17 protein-coding genes and 4 pseudogenes are annotated in these 17,784 nt (G+C 67.0%); 12 read left to right on the plus strand and 9 right to left on the minus strand.

Annotated elements, in window-relative coordinates; translation table 11 throughout:
• A partial coding sequence (locus D9599_RS28340; protein ID WP_304621678.1) for a methyl-accepting chemotaxis protein occupies positions 1-600 on the plus strand: 600 nt, incomplete at its 5' end.
• Positions 601-717: 117 nt separating this feature from the next.
• Here D9599_RS28340 and D9599_RS31720 read toward each other — a convergent pair.
• The 6 genes from D9599_RS31720 to D9599_RS28365 all read right to left on the minus strand — a co-directional run bounded on the left by D9599_RS31720 (position 718) and on the right by D9599_RS28365 (position 5,994).
• Positions 718-1,704 carry an SGNH/GDSL hydrolase family protein gene (locus D9599_RS31720; RefSeq protein WP_232481040.1) on the minus strand — a complete coding sequence of 329 codons (987 nt, stop codon included), beginning with the start codon at positions 1,702-1,704 and terminating at the stop codon, positions 718-720.
• A gap of 92 nt (positions 1,705-1,796) precedes the next feature.
• Positions 1,797-2,015, minus strand: coding sequence for a hypothetical protein (locus tag D9599_RS28350; RefSeq protein ID WP_198384644.1), 219 nt, complete (start codon positions 2,013-2,015; stop codon positions 1,797-1,799).
• Positions 2,012-3,193: a sensor histidine kinase gene (locus D9599_RS28355; protein WP_198384645.1), complete on the minus strand. Its 1,182-nt coding sequence runs from the start codon at positions 3,191-3,193 to the stop codon at positions 2,012-2,014. Before D9599_RS28355 ends, D9599_RS28350 begins: the two co-directional genes overlap by 4 nt.
• Positions 3,194-3,218: 25 nt before the next feature.
• Positions 3,219-4,730, minus strand: coding sequence for a PAS domain-containing protein (locus D9599_RS28360; protein ID WP_198384646.1), 1,512 nt, complete (start codon positions 4,728-4,730; stop codon positions 3,219-3,221).
• Positions 4,731-4,953: 223 nt separating this feature from the next.
• The gene (locus D9599_RS31725) at positions 4,954-5,139 is read right to left on the minus strand and encodes a hypothetical protein (protein WP_232481041.1); all 186 of its coding nucleotides are present in this window, start codon (positions 5,137-5,139) and stop codon (positions 4,954-4,956) included.
• Between the two features lie 138 nt (positions 5,140-5,277).
• Entirely contained in the window at positions 5,278-5,994 is a 717-nt protein-coding gene (locus D9599_RS28365; RefSeq protein ID WP_198384647.1) for a FadR/GntR family transcriptional regulator, read from the minus strand.
• A 254-nt stretch (positions 5,995-6,248) separates the two neighbouring features.
• Between D9599_RS28365 and D9599_RS28370 the strand changes: the two genes are divergently transcribed.
• The 4 genes and pseudogenes from D9599_RS28370 to D9599_RS32680 form a co-directional block, all read left to right on the plus strand.
• The gene (locus D9599_RS28370; RefSeq protein WP_198384648.1) at positions 6,249-7,064 is read left to right on the plus strand and encodes an NAD(P)-dependent oxidoreductase; all 816 of its coding nucleotides are present in this window, start codon (positions 6,249-6,251) and stop codon (positions 7,062-7,064) included.
• A gap of 26 nt (positions 7,065-7,090) precedes the next feature.
• Positions 7,091-8,023, plus strand: a complete 933-nt coding sequence (locus D9599_RS28375) for a dihydrodipicolinate synthase family protein (protein WP_198384649.1) — start codon at positions 7,091-7,093, stop codon at positions 8,021-8,023.
• A gap of 292 nt (positions 8,024-8,315) precedes the next feature.
• Positions 8,316-9,197 (plus strand): tripartite tricarboxylate transporter substrate binding protein, encoded by an 882-nt coding sequence (locus D9599_RS28380; protein WP_309228744.1) that lies wholly within the window; start codon positions 8,316-8,318, stop codon positions 9,195-9,197.
• Between the two features lie 131 nt (positions 9,198-9,328).
• Positions 9,329-10,132, plus strand: a pseudogene (locus tag D9599_RS32680) (IS5 family transposase); the annotation flags it as partial.
• Positions 10,133-10,290: 158 nt separating this feature from the next.
• On the opposite strand, the gene D9599_RS28390 reads toward D9599_RS32680, so the two are convergent.
• A complete protein-coding gene (locus D9599_RS28390) occupies positions 10,291-11,103 on the minus strand; it encodes a LysR family transcriptional regulator (protein ID WP_375373088.1) in 813 nt (270 codons plus the stop codon).
• A gap of 153 nt (positions 11,104-11,256) precedes the next feature.
• On the opposite strand from D9599_RS28390, the gene D9599_RS28395 reads away from it, so the two are divergent.
• Positions 11,257-12,285, plus strand: a complete 1,029-nt coding sequence (locus tag D9599_RS28395) for a bile acid:sodium symporter family protein (RefSeq protein WP_198384651.1) — start codon at positions 11,257-11,259, stop codon at positions 12,283-12,285.
• 55 nt (positions 12,286-12,340) lie between these two features.
• Here D9599_RS28395 and D9599_RS28400 read toward each other — a convergent pair whose 3' ends face one another.
• Positions 12,341-12,502, minus strand: a complete 162-nt coding sequence (locus D9599_RS28400) for a hypothetical protein (protein ID WP_198384652.1) — start codon at positions 12,500-12,502, stop codon at positions 12,341-12,343.
• A gap of 125 nt (positions 12,503-12,627) precedes the next feature.
• Here D9599_RS28400 and D9599_RS28405 point away from each other — a divergent pair, with 125 nt between their 5' ends.
• The 5 genes and pseudogenes from D9599_RS28405 to D9599_RS32590 form a co-directional block, all read left to right on the plus strand.
• On the plus strand, positions 12,628-12,981 hold the full coding sequence (locus tag D9599_RS28405; RefSeq protein ID WP_198384653.1) for a PepSY domain-containing protein: 354 nt from the start codon (positions 12,628-12,630) through the stop codon (positions 12,979-12,981).
• The gene (locus D9599_RS28410; RefSeq protein WP_198384654.1) at positions 12,981-13,646 is read left to right on the plus strand and encodes a response regulator transcription factor; all 666 of its coding nucleotides are present in this window, start codon (positions 12,981-12,983) and stop codon (positions 13,644-13,646) included. The genes D9599_RS28405 and D9599_RS28410 overlap by 1 nt, the downstream gene beginning before the upstream one ends.
• A gap of 1 nt (position 13,647) precedes the next feature.
• On the plus strand, positions 13,648-15,003 hold the full coding sequence (locus tag D9599_RS28415; RefSeq protein WP_198384655.1) for an ATP-binding protein: 1,356 nt from the start codon (positions 13,648-13,650) through the stop codon (positions 15,001-15,003).
• Positions 15,004-15,785: 782 nt separating this feature from the next.
• Positions 15,786-16,226 carry a hypothetical protein gene (locus D9599_RS32585; protein WP_375373089.1) on the plus strand — a complete coding sequence of 147 codons (441 nt, stop codon included), beginning with the start codon at positions 15,786-15,788 and terminating at the stop codon, positions 16,224-16,226.
• Positions 16,214-16,756 (plus strand): annotated as a pseudogene (locus D9599_RS32590) (integrase core domain-containing protein); the annotation flags it as partial. The gene D9599_RS32585 and the pseudogene D9599_RS32590, both read left to right, overlap by 13 nt.
• Positions 16,757-17,185: 429 nt before the next feature.
• Here the strand turns inward: D9599_RS32590 and D9599_RS28425 are convergent.
• Positions 17,186-17,320: pseudogene (locus D9599_RS28425) on the minus strand (IS5/IS1182 family transposase); the annotation flags it as partial.
• 43 nt (positions 17,321-17,363) lie between these two features.
• Between D9599_RS28425 and D9599_RS28430 the strand changes: the two are divergent.
• A pseudogene (locus tag D9599_RS28430) lies at positions 17,364-17,784 on the plus strand (transposase); the annotation flags it as partial.

The raw sequence follows: 17,784 nt of genomic DNA on the forward strand, positions 1-17,784 counted from the left end.
AGCCAGTCCTCCCTCATGGCCGGACAGGCGGCGCAGCAGGCGCGCGCCACGGACAACTTGGTTCAGGTTCTGGCGGAGAACGCCAAGCGGATTGGCGACGTCGTTCGACTGATCGGTGACATCGCGGGACGGACGAGTCTGCTGGCACTCAACGCCACGATCGAGGCCGCCCGTGCGGGCGATGCAGGGCGAGGGTTCGCTGTCGTGGCCAGTGAGGTCAAGGCGCTTGCCACGCAGACCGCCAGGGCTACCGAAGAGATCGGCGGGCGGATCGCCGCCATTCAGGCATCGACCAGCCAGGCTGTGGAGGCGATCGGCAGCGTCGCGCAGGTCGTCGACCAAATCAGCGGCATCACCACGGGCATCGCCGCTGCCGTGGAGCAGCAAGGTGCCGCAACAGAGGAGATCTCCCGCAGCGTCCAGCACGCCGCGATTGGTAATCAACGCATCAGCGCGCTGATGGGCGGCATCCACGCAGATTCGATCGGCACCTCAAGAGCGGCCAGCGAGCTCGCAGGGACGGCGAGGGATCTGTGGACACAGTCCGGCGTTCTGCGCTTGGCAGTGGACCGCTTCCTCGCGGATGTGCGCGCCGCCTGAAAGCGACGCGCCCCACGACTTGGTCAGGTCCGTGGGCGTGGCTGATCAGCCACTTCCCTCAGGTTAGGAGCATGCCGCTACACTCGGATGGTGGCATGGTCCCACCAACCCAGCACATCAGCGCGTCCGCTGCCGGCGAAGGAAACCGAGCCCGAGAAGCCCGGTGCCGAACAGCGCAAGGGACATCGGTTCTGGCACGGGGGTGGGGGTGACGAGGCTCGCCAGCTGCTCGCCGACGAGCCGGTGCACGGCGGTGGTGACGTGAACGCTGTCCCAGAACACGTACTGATCCGGATCGGCGCAGACAACGCCGTTGGCGACACAGGTGTCGGTCGCGTTGGTGAAGCCGAAGCTCCGGAAGTTGGCGATTATGTTATCGAGAATGGCCCCGCGCTCAAGGGCGAAGATGTCGGCGGAGAGCGATCCGGCAAGTGACGACGCGAGGGACCGGTAGGCGGTGTTCAGGTCCTGCGTCAGCTGGCCGTACTGGGTTGCCCGTGCGGGCTGCGCAACCGGCAGGGTGCCGATATTGTTGATGGTGGAGACTGCAACGTGCGCCGCGCCGAGACCGACAAGTGTCTGAACCTCGGAGCTGATGCTGCCCACGGCGTTCGGCACGACGGTGACCGGGTTGCCGCCGAAGAAGCCGATGCGGAGGATGTCGTTCCCGCCCCCGATAATCAGGAACAGCGTGCTGGCGGGGTTGAAGGAAACGGCACCGCTGGTCACCCGGGCCTGAAAGTCGTTCACTTGGTTCTGGATGCCATAACCGTTGCCGAGCGCGACGACGTTGTTCCGGGTGTCGGTGAGCGAGCCGCCGATCGCGAAGTTGAGGCTCTGGTTCCCCGCGGCTGCATTTTGCGAGTAGGTGAGGGGAATGCCGAGTGTTTGCGCCATGTACTCCACCGCGACGGGCCCGTTGGAATAGCGCTGGGCATAAGGTGGGCTGGGCGGCGTCGTGCCGCCTGTCAGGGCATAGATGTTCCCACTGTCCGACTCACTGGCACCGAAGATGTAGACCTTGTCATAAGTCGCAGCCGCGACCGGTCCGGTGGCAAGGATTGAGACAAGCGCAGCGGCTTGCAGTACTTGAACGTAACCCATCGGCGGTCCTCCCTGAGGTGGCAGCCCGTCGAACTGCGGGCTTGTCTGCGAAGGCACGCAAGCTTTGCGCCAGACCGGAACCATCCGCTCGATCAGTAGCTTGCAAATTGTTTCGATACCTTAATCACATAGAATGTAAAGCCGTCGTGACGTCCCCGCGCGAGTTCCACCGTCGCGCCGACGCGAGCCACCGCTCCGACCAGCTCCGCGCCAGCCTCGCTGAGCGTCTCCGCCACCTCGTCAGCGATCATGTACTCGTCCTCCGCGACAGCGATGCGCCGGCCCTGCAGAGCTTTACCTATTTCGCTCATGATCGCGGGCTCTCCGCTGTCCTGAACGCCCCGGCGGGGAGCGCAATAGAGCATCGCACCCCGTCAGGGGTGAACTCCAGGGCCGTCTCCGCCGCCATCTGGTAGGGCAGCGCGCGGGTGATCAGCTCGCTGCCATAGCCCCGGCGCGCGGGCGGGCTGCCCGGCATCGCCACCCCACTCTCCCACCAGACGATGAGCAGCCGCACGCCCTCCTTTCCCTCATCGATCAGCCAGGTGACCGAGAGCCTTCCCGTTGGCTGGGCGATGGCGCCGTACTTCACCGCGTTGGTGGCGAGTTCGTGCAGCGCGAGCGCCACCGGCTGCGCGCCCTCGCCGGGCAGGTCCACAGGAGAGCCCTCGATCGTCACCCGGTCCGACACCCCGTCGCCTGCAGCCTGGAGCTCCGCCTCGACAAGGTCGCGCAGCGCCACCCTGTAGCTGCTGCTCCGCGCCAGGAAGCCCTGGACGCGCCCGAGGGCCGCGAGCCGCTCGTCGTACTCGTCGCGGCCGGGCTGGGGGGAGATGGAGCGGCGGGCGACGTTGCGCACCACAGCCAGCAGGTTGCGCGTCCGGTGTTGGAGCTCAGCCACCAGCACGGCCTGCTCATTCTGGAGGCGCTTCAGGTCCTCGATGTCCGTCGTCGTCCCGAGCCACTCGACGATGCGACCTTCCGGCTGGGCCGCCGTCGCCCCGTTCCGCACAGGGACGGAGCGCGTCTGGTGCCAGCGCCAAGCGCCGTCGGACGCGCGCCGCACCCGGTACTCCACCTCCAGCCGCCCGTGCGGCCGCGCCGCGTGCCAGGATGCCATCGTTCGCTCCCGGTCGTCGGGGTGCACTGCCTCCAGCCAGCCCCAGCCGTGGCTGCTCTCCTGACTCTGCCCCGTGTAGTCCCGCCACTGCGGGGATGCCCAGGTCCAGCGCCCCTCGTCGCAGGAGCGCCAGACGAGCTGCGGGATGCCCTCGGCGAGCGTCCTGAACCGCTCCTTCTCCCCTTCCAGCGCCTCCCGTGCCTCCTCGATATCCGACACGTCCTGCACGATGCCGGCAACCCGGACGACATGCCCCTCCTCGTCTCGGATCGGGAAGCCGGTGTCGCGCAGGTGCACGACGCGACCGCCCGAGGGGCGGATCACCCGGTAGTGCACGACGACCATCTCGCCGTCGAGGGTGCGCGGCATGGAACGCAGCGCTTCCTCCCTGTCTTCAGGGTGCAGGAGCCCGGAGATCATTCAGGACCTCCCCATCATAGTCCTTCAACCGCATGACGGTTGGGAACGGTTGAGCGCCGTGAGCGAACCAGCCGTTGAAGATGTGGGCCAGACCATTCTGCCAGTCGTACTCCGCCCAGAGTACCCGCGAGGCCTTGAGCCGCTTCCCGAGGTGGCGAGCGGCAGTCTCAATTTTTCCGCCCGCACTCGGCTCTGCGCGCATGGCGTCGCCCAATGCGAGCAGGAATCGCTGGCGCTCCTCGCTCTCGCGTAGCGCCGTCTCGGCGCGTGCCCGCTTGATGGCCGACTTCACGCGCTCGCCCACCTCGCGGATCAGGTCCTCCTCGGAGGCGGACCAGGCGCGCGGCGCAGCACTCTGCACGGCGAGCACGCTCACCTCGCCGTCCTCCTCAAATAGGACGGCGTCGGCGAAGGCCGCGATCCGGCCACCGTGCAACTCGGCCCGCGCCGCTGGCGTCAGCCTCGGATCATGCCCGGCATCCTCAACCATGATCACAGCACCCGGCCTGTAAGCCGCGATGAAGTCAGGTCCGAACGGCTCCAACGAGTGCTCGCCGACCAGGGATGGAACGCCGCGCGTATAATCCCTTTCAACCTTCAGCAGATTGCCTGCAATCTCGCCGTAGTAGACCCGGGCGACGCCCAAACGCTCGCAGAGGCGGGCCGTGGCGACCGCCGTGATCTCGGCGGGCAGGGCGAGGAGGCCGAAAGCGTCGGAGAGCGATAGCAAGAACTCCTGCTGCTCCTCCCTTTCGCGCAGGGCCGCCTCGGCGCGTTTGCGGGCGTCGATGTTCATGTTCATCCCGACCCATTTCTCGACGCGCTTCGCCGCATCGAGCACGGGGGCGGCACGGACATTGGTCCAGCGCCAACCGCCACCGGGGGTACGAAGGCGGAAATCAGCGTCGACGAGCCCGTGAGCCGCGATCGCCTCCCGCCATTGCCGCTCGGCATAGGCCCGGTCGCCAGGGTGGATCGCGTCTAGCCAACCGTAGCCAAGCCACTCCTCCAGGGTCTGGCCGGTATAAGCGCGCCAGCTCGGGCTGTCGGCGACGACGACGCCGTTCGCATCGGTTTCCCAAACCGCCTGCGTCCAGCTCTCAATCAGAAAGCGATACCGGGTTTCGCTCTCGCGCAACGCCGCCTGCGCCTCGCGGCGGTCGCTGACCTCGACCAGGATCTCCAGCGCACCCGCTACAGCACCCGCCCCGTCCCGGATCGGCGACCAGGTCGTGGCGAACACGCGCTCCTCGGGATGTCCGTTCGGTCCAAGCAAGGTGACGGAAAGGTCGGAGATCCGCATCGCTCGACCAGCGAGCACGGTCTCCAGCATGGGGGCAAGCACCTCCGCGTGGATCTCGGGCCAGCCCTCCGCCGCCGGGCGGCCGAGCAGCGCGGGGTGTCGGTCCCTTGCAATAGCAATGTAGGCGTCGTTGTAGATCTGAATATGGGCGGGCCCCCACAGGATGTTGGCAGGCCCAGGCATGGCGAGCACCATGTCGACGGCCGTGCGCAGCGGCTGTGGCCAGCCTTCAACTAACCCGAGCGGCGTCGCCGCCCAATTGTAAGCTCGAATGCATCGGGCAATCTCGCTGTCGCCCGGCGGCCACGGCGTCATCTCCTGGCAAGGGGGCTGCTCTGCCCATTCCTCATTCATTGTTCCCCCTCTCGCCTGCGTTCACCTGCCGTTGAACGCACGAGAGGGATGATCAGCAACAGGATGCCCGCGTCACCAACCGCCACACTGCCTTGTCCGACAGTTCCTGACCCGTGAGCCGCCCGGCCTTGCTCATGCCGACAAAGAGCGGCCGCTCCCCGTCCGAGGCGCCGTCAGTGATGTCCGGTCCCTTCCGGCGGAAGAGGAGCCAGGCCTCAAGGGGGAACTTTAGCGGCATGAAGCTCACTCTGTCGTGAGAACCTTGCATTTTCGGGCTACAATAAGCCCAGTGAGCCAGAAAACTTTATACCCATTGGGTATGACAAATTTACATAAAGCGAGCGAATGATAGATCATTAAACAATTCAACTGCATCTTAAACGTCCCGCTGCCCGTCCGTGACGCGCTGGCGTGAGCGGTGAAGGTGGTACCGCATGGCGAGGCCCGCGGCCTCGGCATCACCTGCCTGGATTGCCTCGGCAATCGCTTCGTGTTCCTCAACCACCCTACGGGCGCGCTCCTTTGAACCGACGCGGGTGAGGCCGAGCGCGACGGTCATGGCGCCGTGGATCGGATCGCTCAACATCTCGAGCAACTCGGCGAAGAAGGCGTTTCCACTGGCCTTGGCGACAGCACTGTGGAAGGCATAATCCGCGTGGGCCGGCACGGCCTCACCTGCGAAGCTCGCTCGCAGAGCGGCCAAAGCCTCCAGGATCCGCTCCATTTCCTGGGCACTGCGTCGTTGTGCTGCCAGTGAGGCGGCTTGCCCCTCAAGCCCGATGCGCACCTCAAGGCACCGTAGCATCCCCGCGATATCGGAGACTTTGACGAGGCGGGTGAGCTGATCTGATGGCCGTTTCTGCACGAAGGTGCCCGAACCCTGACGGGTGGTCACCAGCCCGTCGGCGTGCAGGCGCATAAGCGCCTCACGTACCGTCGGACGCGAGACCGAGAATGCCTGGCAGATCTGGTTTTCCGAGGGCAGCTTGTCACCCTCTTGTAGGGATCCGGAGATGATCTGCTCCAGGATCTGACCATAGAGTTGGTCGCCGAGCCTTTCCCGCTGCCGACGGACCAACTTCAAATCGCTCATGCTCGCCTCCCGCATCCAGCCCGGGATCGTGGTCGCGCCAGGCAGGCCGTCCAGTATCCGATCCCACCCATCCTGTCATACATGTTGACAACTAGCTAGCGCGGCTGACAAGTTAGCGAGCCGCGTGCGCCATAGCCGTGCCCGCGCCTGCCGCCCTGGGGGGAGACGATGCTGGACAGCCACGACGCGACTTCAACGCGAAGCTGCTTAATGGTCCGGCGCAGACTGGCCGGCTCGGCAGGTAGTTCTACCGCATGACGAAGGTCGCACTCTCTGGCGCAAGCGGGCAGATCGGCCGCTTCCTGCGCCCCGCCCTTCTTGAACGTGGAATCGACCTTCGCTCGGCTGGTGGACGCACCCCGCTCGAACCTCTGCGCCCCGGCGAGGACGTGATGCATGGGGACTTGCGCGACCCAGGGGTGGTGGACCGCCTGCTGCAGGGCGTGGAAGTGCTGATCCACATGGCCGGCACGAGCGTCGAGCGCCCCTTGTCCGAGGTGATCGAGAACAATCTTGTCGGCCTCCGCGCGGTCTACGAGGGTGCACGGCGCCATAAGGTCCGACGGATCGTTTTCGCCAGCTCCAACCACGCCATCGGCATGCATGAGGTCACAGAGAAACTCGGCCCCGACTGCGACTTCCGGCCGGATGGCTTTTACGGCCTGAGCAAGATGTGGGGCGAGGGGCTGGCCCGGCTCTACTGGGACAAGCACGGCATTGAGAGCGTCTGCGTCCGGATCGGCTCCGCTCTGCCATGCCCGACGGAGCCGCGCCATCTCAGCACTTGGTTTGGCCTCGACGACCTACTCCAGTTCACCCTGCGCTGCATCGAGGCGCCCTCCGCTGGCTTTGTCGTTGCCTGGGGAGTCTCCGCTAACACGCGGAGTTGGTGGACGCCCACCTCCTGCGAGGTGCTCGGTTACCATCCTACCCAGAACGCGGAGGATTACGCCGCCGAGGTCCTGGCCAAACCGAATCCGCTAGACACGTTGGGGCAGCGATACCAGGGCGGAGGCTTCGTCGGGCTCGACTACACGCCCCCGGAGCGCCGCCCCTCCCCCGCGCGCTGAACCTCGCAACAATCAAGGAACTGACTGTGCCATCGCCGAACCCGAACTTCCTCTCCGCGCTGCCGGGCATCTCCGGCATCCTCGTCACGCCTTTTGACCGGGACGACCAGATCGCGCCGGCGCTGCTCCGCCCTGTGATTGATCGCGCCATCGGGGCTGGGGTGCACATCCTGACGGCCAACGGCAATACCGGCGAGTTCTACGGCCTGACCACCGCTGAGGCGGAGCGGATGGTCCACTCGGTCGCGGAAATGGTTGACGGGCGCGTGCCGCTGATCGGCGGCGTCGGGCGCAGCATGGGCGATGCCGTGGCGCTCGCCCACGCCTCGCGCGCGGCCGGCGCCGCGGCGCTAATGGTCCACCAGCCGCCCGACCCTTTCGTCGCGCCCCGCGGCGTCGTTGGCTACGTGCAGCGCATTGCGGAGGCTGCGCAGGACCTGCCGATCGTGCTCTACCTTCGCAATGATGGCATCGGACTGGACGCGATCGAGCAGCTCTGCCGCATCCCCGGCGTGGCCGGCGTGAAATGGGCCAGCCCGACGCCGCTGCGTCTTGCGGAGGCGATCCGCCGCGCTGATCCCGCGATCGTCTGGGTGGGTGGCCTAGCCGAAACCTGGGCGCCGCCGCTCTGCGCCGTTGGCGCGCGCGGGTTCACGTCCGGGCTGATCAATGTCTGGCCTGAGCATTCGGTCGCGATCCACGCCGCCCTTTCCGCAGGCGACTACGGCCGCGCGAACGAACTGATCGCCGTGATGGGGGCGTTCGAGGAGCTGCGGGCCGAGGAAGGCAATGGCACCAACGTGACGGTGGTGAAGAGCGCGCTCGCCATGATGGGCAATGACTGCGGCCATGTGCGCCCACCCGGCGCCTGGCCGCTGACGGAGCGGCAGGCCAAGGTCCTTCGGCACCGGCTCGGCGAATGGGGTCTGCTCGCGACGCCGCGCGCGGTCACGGGTTAAGGCCCAGGCGTCATAATCCAGGCCGCCGCGCACGGCGGCACCTTGTTCGCGCGGCCGATGCCTGGACTGGCTTGGCCACACGAATGCCGTGGGGGCGGCCGAGCCTGCCCGGCTGGGCCAACTTCGACCCGTCCGCACCGGGTGGCCGGACGATCAGCAAACGTTCCAAGAACAGGACACAAAGATCATGCACCGACGCGGATTCGGTACCTCAGCCCTGGGCCTGATGGCGGCTGCGGCCATGGGAGGCAGGCCGGCCGGCGCCCAAGCGCCCGCATACCCGACGCGCACGGTGACCATCGTGGCGCCCTTTGCCGCCGGCGGCTCAACCGACCTCATCGCACGCCTGATCGCGCAGCCGCTATCGGCGCGCCTGAACCAGCAGTTCGTGGTGGACAACAGGGCTGGCGCCAACGGCGCGGTGGGCAGCGGCTTCGTGGCCCGTGCCCGCCCCGATGGCTACACCCTGCTGGTCACCCCCAACAGCACCTATGCCATCAATCCCCATCTCTATAGCAACCTGCCCTACAATCAGGAACGCGACTTCGCGCCGATCGGGTTGCTGGTTCAGAACGGGTTCTTCCTGTGCGTGCGCGGCGACTCCCGTTTCCGCACGGTGGCCGACCTCGTGGCGGCAGCCAAGGCGGCACCTGACACGATCAGCTTCGGCTCGGGCGGCATCGGTTCGGCTAACCACCTCGCCCCAGAGATGTTTGCCGCCGCCAACGGGATCAAGCTCCAGCACGTGCCCTACCGTGGCAGCGGCCCGGGCATGCAGGCCGTGATGAGCGGCGAGATCCCGATGTCTTTCGTGGACACAGGCGTGGCACTGCCGTTCATGCGCTCGGGTGAGCTGCGGGCACTGGCGGTGAGCTCAGAGCAGCGCTCCGCCCAGGCGCCGGACGTGCCCACCTTGGCTGAGTCCGGCACACCCGGCCTCAACGCGTCCAGCGACTTCGCCATGTTCGCGCCCGCCAATACGCCCCAGCCGATCATCAGCCGCCTTTCGGAAGCGGTCATCGAAAGCTTGCGCACGCCCGACTTGCGAGAACGCCTGCAGGGCCTTTCAATTGATCCGGTCGGCGGCACCCCGGAAGCGTTCCCGGCCTATCTCGCCGCTGAAAGCGCCAAGTGGCGTGATGTGATTCGCGCCCGCGATATTCGTGTAGAGTAGCCCAGGTGTGTTGCCCTGATCGGCTTGGCGATCAGCCTGACGTAGGATGGTGAGGGGACGATGCCCTGCCATTCTCGAAGGGAACCGAGCTTGCCTTTCAAGGTGAATGCCAACCGCCGTCACCGCATTCGAAGCCGCGGTCCCGGGCGACGAACTGGGCGGAGTACGATGCCGCGCCACGCGGGCGCGGCAGTCTGACCGTGTGGTTCACGGATGCGGCGGTCGCGGCCTGGAAGGCCGAGCCGCGGACCACACGAGGCGGACAGCCGCGGTACTCAGCTCTGGCGATTAAAACGGCTTTGACGCTTCGGGCCGTGTTTCGGCTCCCTCGGTCCGGCACCCGTCCCATACATCTGATCGTCGACAGCACGGGGCTGCAATTATGTGGCCCGGGCGAGCGGCTGGTCGAGAAGCACGGGAGTAAGACGCGCCAGTCGTGGCGCAAGCTGCACATCGGCGTGGATGCCGACACGGGGCGGATCGTCGCGTCCACCCTGACGACGAGCGATGTCGATGACGTCTCGCGAGTTGGGCCTTTGCTCGACCAGGTTGCGGACCCAATAGCCTCGTTCACGGGTGATGGCGCCTACGACCAGGACGCCGTCTACTGTTAGGTGGCGGGCGGCATCCCGCAGCTACCGTGATCGTTCCACCTCGCTCCAGCACCGTGCCGAGCGCCACAGCCGAGACGGCGCCAACCCGGTCCGACCAGCACCTCAGGATGATCGCGGAGCGTGGGCGCATGGGCTGGCAGAAGGCTTCAGGCTACAACTGACGCGCCCTGATTGAGGCAGACATCGCGCTTCAAGCGGGTCACTGGCGGCGCACTGCGGTCGCGCACGGACGCACGCCGCGCGACAGAAGTGTCCATCGCTGTTGGTGCGCTGAACCGCATGCTCGAGCTCGGACGCCCGAACTATGTTCGTCTCGCGTGATCCCGCACCCGCCGCTGACCGACTGCGCCTCCAAGCTGTTCCGTACAACGCAGCCGTGCGGACGGGCATTCAGTGGCATGAGGTACCGGCTGGCCTCATAAGCTCCAGGGAGGTTCGGCAGCCGTTCGAGCCTACCCAGCCACTCCAGTGCCAGCGCGCTACCAGCCGGCTGAGCCGTGCCGCAGCAAGTCTTCGGCCAGTGCTGCCCCGGCGTTGTTGAGATGCGCTGGCGCGATGACCACGAACTCCACTCCAGATAGATCCGGCAGGTGTCGCGAGGTTGGGAGCACCGCCAATCCGGCAGGGATGAGCCGTGCGGCGTGAGGTACTACCCCGAGACCAGCATGGGCCGCCGCGTGCAGTCCGCTCAGGCTATCGCTGGTGCAGGCTACCCGCCAGGAGCGCCCGGCCTTCTCCAGCGCGTCCAGCGCGAGCGCGCGCGTGATGCTCGGCGGGGGGTAAAGCAGCAGCGGCAGAGGCGCGGCCGGGTCTGGATGGATGCCGGGTCGGCCAATCCACACCAGCGCCTCTCGCCAGGCGAGACGGCCGCGGGGATCGTCGCGGCGGCGCTTGGCCAGGATGACGTCCAGCTCGCCCGCGTCAAAGCGCTCGTAAAGGCGGCCGCTGAGGCCGACGGTAAGCTCCAAGTCAACGGAGGCGTGGCGCCGTGTGAAGGCGGCCAGTACCTCTTGCAGCCCCGCAAGCACGAAATCCTCGGAGATGCCCACCCGGACCCTGCCACGCAGCGCCGAGCTTGCAAAGAAGCGCTCAAGCCGCTCATGCGCCTCCAGCACCTGCCGAGCGAAGGCGAGTAGCGCATCGCCGTCCGGCGTCAGCGCCACCGAATGCGTGTTCCGGGCAAAGAGCGTGCGCCCGAGAAGGGCCTCCAGCCGCTTCACGTGTTGGCTAACCGTAGACTGGGCAAGGTCGAGGCGCTGGGCCGCCAGGGTAAAGCTCCGGGCCTCGGCCACGGCAATGAAGCTCCTGAGCAGCTCGGGCCGGGGTGCCAAGGTATGAAGAGCAAGGCTCATTGCAGAGCATGATAACTGTTATCCTGGCTATCGGGCTACAGGATTTCTGCTGGCTGCTTATCGTCATGCGGAACCCTCGGAACCATCATCGCCATGACCATCAGCTCACTACGAGACCGACTCAAACTTGACCCGTACCTCCTGGCTCTTGCCGGCACCGTCGCTATCGCGGCCCTCCTGCCCGCCCGCGGTATCTCGGCCGAGGTGCTTGATAAGGTCGTCACGGTCGCGATCGCCGCGCTCTTCTTTTTGTATGGGGCGCGCCTTGCGCCCCAGGCCGTTCTCGCTGGGCTGGCGCACTGGCGCCTTCAGTCGATCGTCTTCCTCAGCACTTACCTTCTCTTCCCGCTTCTTGGGCTGGCGGCGACCTGGCTGCTGAGGCCCTATCTCGCCCCGGAGCTCGCGCTCGGCCTCGTCTTTGTCTGTGCTCTGCCCTCCACGGTCCAGTCCTCGGTCGCCTTCACCTCCATCGCACGGGGCAACGTGCCGGCGGCGCTCTGCAGCGCCTCCGTCTCGAACCTCCTCGGCGTGGTGCTCACCCCGGCGTTGCTGACCTTCTTGATGGGAACGCACGGCACCGGGCTGAGCGTCGGCACCCTGGAGAAGCTCACCCTGCAGCTCCTCCTGCCCTTCTTCGCGGGCCAGCTGATGCGGCCGCTCGTCGGTGACTGGCTGCTTCGCCACAAGCCTGTGACCTCGCTCTTCGACCGCGGATCCATCCTCCTCGTCGTCTACGCGGCCTTCAGCGAGGGGATGGTGGCGGGGATCTGGGGCCGGATCAGCCTGCCGAGCCTCGGCATCGTGGCTCTCGCCGACTTCGCGATCCTCGCGATCGTGCTTGTACTCACGGGGCTCGTCAGTCGCATCGGCGGCTTCTCCAAGGAGGACGAGATCGCCATCGTCTTCTGCGGCTCCAAGAAGAGCATGGCCAGCGGCATCCCCATGGCCAACATTCTCTTCCCCTCCACCGCGGTCGGGATGATCGTGCTGCCGCTCATGCTGTTCCACCAGGCCCAGCTCTTCGCCTGCGCCGCCCTTGCGCAGCGCTACGCCCGGCGGCGGGCGGACCGCGACGGACCGGAGAGGGTGAGCCCGCCGACCGCTGCAACCTCTCTGGCCTGATAGTCCACGTCGGGAGGCTTCCCCTGCTCGGGCCAAACCGCTCCCCGAGCTTTACTCATCGGGGAGGTCCCGCAAGGAAGCCTACCAGCCGGGCTCCCGGCCGCGAACCGCCGGCCCGGAGTACCGAGGGATCCTCCGCAAAGGCCATTGCCACGGGGATGAAGCCGCAGAGAGAGATGAGCAGTGCCAGGCCAGTCAGGGCGTCGATGCCGAACATCAGTTTGCATTCCTCGTCAGTGGTGCCGTTCCCGGCGACGAGGCAGTGTTTCGCACCCCCGACCTGAACCCTTCCTGAGCCGGCGGTTCAGCTCCCGTTCAGGTTCCGCAGGACACCTTGAGACCATGACGCGCCGGCTCCTGCTCCAGCTCCTCGCCGCCGCCTTCGCCCTGCCGGCCGCTTCCTACCCCGCACTGGCCCGGGACGACGATGACGACGACGATGACCACGACCACGATCGTGCCCGCGCCCGCGCCGCTCTCGCGGCTGGGGAGATCCGCTCGCTCTCGGAGATCCTGGCGGGGGTGGAGCGCCGCTACGTGGGGCGGTTGATCGACACGGACCTGGACCGGGATCACGGCCGCTGGATCTATGAGTTCAAGCTGCTGCCCCCCAGCGGCCGCGTCTTCGAGCTACGGGTGGATGCCGCGAACGGCAACGTACTGAGCACCAAGGGTCCCGTGCAGGAGCGCCGTTGATGCGCGTGCTCGTCGTGGAGGACAGCGAAGCCCTCGCCGGCCAGCTCCGCGCCGCCTTCGCGGAAGCGGGCTTTGCCGTGGACCACGCGCCGGACGGCGAGGAAGCACTCTTCCTGGGCGAGACCGAGCCCTACGACGCTGTCGTCCTGGATCTCGGCCTACCGCGCCTCGACGGTCTGACGGTGCTCCGCCGCTGGCGGGCAGCCGGGCGTACCATGCCCGTCCTGGTGCTGACCGCCCGCGACGCCTGGACTGAGAAGGTGGAGGGGTTGAACGCCGGGGCTGACGACTACCTCGCAAAACCTTTCGTCATGGCCGAGTTGGTCGCGCGCGTGCAGGCGCTGATCCGCCGCGCTCACGGCCTGGCCCGACCCGAGATCCGGCTCGGCGACCTGCGGATCGATATCAACGCACGCAGCGTGACCTGGAAGGGCGCGCCGGTGCGGCTGACGGCGTTGGAATACGGCCTTCTCGCCTACCTCGCGCACCACCCGGGCCGTCCTGTTTCCAAGACCGAACTGACCGAGCACCTCTACGCCCAGGACTTCGACCGCGACAGCAACACGCTGGAGGTGATGGTCGGCCGCCTGCGCCGCAAGCTGGCCGACGGCGTTATCGAGACAGTGCGCGGCCAGGGCTACCGCATGGTGGCGGACGAGGGCTGACTTGCGCTCCCTGACCCTCCGCCTTGCCCTCCTCACGGCGCTTTGGGTCGCCGCCGGTCTGGCCGTCACCGGCTGGTTCGTCTCCGACATCGCTCAGCGCCAGATCGAGGCGGCCGCCGATGCACGCATCTCCGACCTGCTGGATGCCGTGGTCGCTGCGGCGACGACCGACGCCGCCGGGCGGCCCCGGCTGGAACGCTTCCGGGCCAGTGCCGAGTTCGACCGTCCCCTTTCAGGCCAGTACTGGCGCATCACCGGCCCGGGCGGCTCCGCCTCCTCCCGCTCGCTCTGGGACGCGAACTTGCCGCCGCCCGCCCCTCCTGACCTCGCTGACACACGCGCCCGCGACCTGACCGGTCCGCGCGGCCAGCGGTTACGTCTGCTGGAGCGCAGCGTCGAACTGCCGGGCTCGCCAGGGCGGCTGACCATTCAGGTCGCGGTGGCACAGGACGCGACAGACGCCGATGTGGCGCGGCTACACCGAGGCATCGGCCTCGCCTTCGTCGTGCTCGGCTTCGGACTGGTGGCCGGCGTCGCAGCGCAGGTGGTCTGGGGCTTGGCACCGCTGCGTGCCATCCGCCGCGCCCTGGCCGAGGTGCGGACCGGCACGCGGGATCGCCTGGCCGTTCCCGCACCGGCGGAGGTCGCGCCGTTGGTGGAAGAGGTAGACGCCCTCATCGCCCAGAACCGCGAGACGCTGGAGCGCGCCCGCGCCCATGTCGGCAACCTCGCCCACGCGCTGAAGACCCCAGTCGCCGTGATGCTCAACGCGCTCGACCGGCCGGACCCACGGTCCGGCACCGCTCTGGCAGAGGCCCGCGCGCTCGAGGGTATCGTGCAGCACCATCTCGCCCGCGCGCGTTCTGCCGCCCTCTCCGGCGCCCAGACATTGGCCGGCCATGCCGCACCGCTCCCCGTGGCGGAGGAGGTGGCCGGCGCGCTGCGCCGGCTTCAGGCGGACCGTGGCGTCTCTATCACCGTCTTCGGCGATGCCGCGCTGCGCGTTCGAGCCGACCGGCAGGATCTCATTGAGGTCATCGGCAACCTCATGGAGAATGCCTGCAAATGGGCGGCCGCACAGGTGTCCGTGGAGGTCGGCCAGGCAGGTCGCGCTGTCGCCATTCTGGTGGAGGATGACGGGCCCGGCCTGCCGACCGACAGCATGGCCGACGCGATCGCCCGTGGGACGCGGCTGGACGAGACCGCTCCGGGTTCAGGGCTCGGCCTCGCCATCGTGGCCGATCTTGCCGGCCTCCATGACGGGGGCCTGACGCTCAGTCGCAGCGAGCGGCTCGGCGGCACACTCGCGCGACTTGAGTTGCCTGAAGCTCCAGGCAACCGAAGTGGGCGGAGCTGAAGCGGGCCCGTCTTCCTTCTCGGGGCGGAGGGATCTGTCATGCCCGCCCGCAAGTACGCTCCTGACCGGCCTGGAACTCGCGCGCGAGGGGAAGCTGTCGCTCACGCAAGAGGAGCCCTTCAGGCCCATTACCCTTGACGCACGCGGGGGGAGCAACGATGGTGTTTAGGGCTTCGCCCGATCGGGGGCTTATCACGTCCTTGCTGCCAGCTTCATAGGAGGACCGCCGTGAGTCCGCATGCCGCCATCAGCGGCCTGTTAAGTTTCGCTGAGGACTGACCCGGCGTTGGAGTGAACCTCCGAGGCTAGACCACTTGGGCACGCGGAACTGATACGCTGGCTGGACCTTCGATCAGGAGAAGGTCATGTCATCCCGATCAGTGACGTGCCGACTGACGAACTCTGGCTCGTTGTCCAGCGCTGATCCCGGGGCTTTCGCCGGGCGCATACGTGGCTATCACCGTCAGCGCGCTGAACCGCATGCTCGAACTCGGGCGCCCGGAGTATATGTCCGGCTCGCGTGATCCCGGATCTGCCGCTAGCCGACTGCGCCTTCAAGCTAGTCCGTGCAACGCAGTCGGTCTGGTCCGTTACCCCGATCGCCCGTACCGCCTCCGCCACCGGCTTGCTCTGGCCCGTCAGAACCTCAACCTGCCGCAGCTTGGCGACAATCTCGTCGGGCGTGTGCGTCTTTTTGACCCATCCTCGGCCGCCTTTGAGCCTGCCCTCTTAATGCCCGGACACGGTCTCGCACTTCCGTAAGTAGGCGTATGACTGTGTCTATGATTTACACTTCGCCCAAGGTGGAGGTCATCACCTCCATCCTGCGCCGCCGGAGATGGTCGGCGGCCGAGGGGGCCTACACCGCAGCGGCCGCGGGCGAAGAGGTGGTGCCTGCCTCCGAGCACCGGGCGCTGCAGCAGCAGCAGCAGCAGCAGCAGCAGCAGCAGCAGCAGCAGGTTGGAGAACTCCACCGGCTGCTGGGCAAGACGACACTGGAGGCGGAGATCCTCACAGAGGTCCTCCAGCAGGTCGAACCCAAAAAAGATTGCTGCTGCGCGCGCCCTTGCTGCCACAGGACGGTTCCCGGTGAAGGCGGTCGCATAAGCCCTCGGCGTCGCCCGATCCGGCATCGCTCCATCGGCCCGAGGCTGCAGCGCCCGGACGCCGAGGCAGGCCGCCGCTGCCGGAGGACGACCTCCTGGGGCGGATCAAGGATCTGATCGCCGAGCTACCGACCTACCGCTACTGACGGATCCATGCCCTGCTGCGCCAGAGGGCCGAGTTGGAGGGCTGGCCACCTTCGAACCACAAGCGCGTCTGGCGCGTCATGAAGGCCCACGGCCTCCTTCTGGCCCGGAACGCCGGCGGCATCACCTCCGAGCATGTCAGAGACATGATGGTCGAGGCCGTCGAGCGACGGTTCGGCCTTATTAACCGGCTGCCGAGCCCCGTCGAGTGGCTCAGTGACAACGGCAGCTGCTACGTCGCCCGCGAAACCCAGCGGTTCGCCAGCAGCCTCTGCATGCTCCCCAGAACCACCCCGCTCCAGAGCCCGCAGAGCAACGGCATGGCTGAGGCCTTTGTCCGCACATTCAAGCGCGACTACGCCCGCGTCCGGCCCTGCCCCGATGCCCAAACCGTCCTCCAGTCACTCCCGGCCTGGTTCACCCCTGACAACGAAGTCCACCCTCACAGCGCGCTCGAATACCGCTCCCCGCGCCAGTTCATCCGTGCCACGTTAACAGCCTGATCCTGTCCGAGCTTTCGGGGGCAACAACATCCTTAGACAACCGCCGGACCACATGTCCGGCGGATTGCTTTTACGGCGGCACGTCAGGCGCAAAGACGACATTGCGGAATGAAGCGCCTCGCATCAGCTGAGTAGGCGCTGAAATGCCTCTCCGTCTAGGATGAAATCAAGGACGAAGAGCTGCCACTCTTAGACTGCGCGCCAGGACCGGTGGTGCAGCGTCTGTCAGCGACAATGCGCGTCAGGACGCTTCGCCGGAGAGCGCGATTCAATCACGGTTCCAACAGGGTCCTCATGGGAATGACGAGAGAAGGAACCATGAAGCTGTTCAGCCAGTCCTGGAAGCAGGCGTGTGCCAAGTCCAGTACGGAAATTCGGTCCGCTGTATGTTGCATCTACTCCTCTGTTTTGCCTATCTAAGAACACATAACAGAACCGCCTGATCTGGCCGAGGCAGACCAGGGCGCGGGCGAGTGTCGTGAACGCTGGGTGGATGTCGGTGCGGCGCTCGTATCGGATCGTCAGGCGGCGGTAGCGGGCGAGCCAAGCGAAGGTCCGTTCCACATGCGCTGATCGCGACCCGACTGACCGAGGTGGCAAGCTCGGGGTGCGAGGCGGGCGGAGAGGCTGCCCGCGGCCACCCCGGGGAGGGCGTCATGGTGCAGTACGCGGCGCTGGATGTTTCGGACAAGGACACGGCCATTCACGTGCTCGACGAGCAGGGACGGCTGGTGTGGAAGGGCAAGCGGGCGAGCGAGCCGGAGGTGCTAGCCACGGCGCTCCGCCGGCACGCCCCGGAGCTGCAGCGGGTGGGGTTGGAGACGGGACAGCTGACGCCCTGGTTGTACCACTCGCTCAAGGCACTCGGGATCCCGGTGGTCTGCCTCGATGCCCGACACGCGCGGGCGGCGACGGCCCTGCAGCGGAACAAGACCGATGCACGGGACGCCGAGACGCTGGCGCAGCTCGTGCGGACGGGCTGGTACCGGGAGGCGCGGGTCAAGGGCTGGGCAGCCCATGCCGTACGC

The organism is Roseomonas sp. KE2513, assembly GCF_016107305.1.
Classification (GTDB): Bacteria; Pseudomonadota; Alphaproteobacteria; order Acetobacterales; family Acetobacteraceae; genus Roseomonas.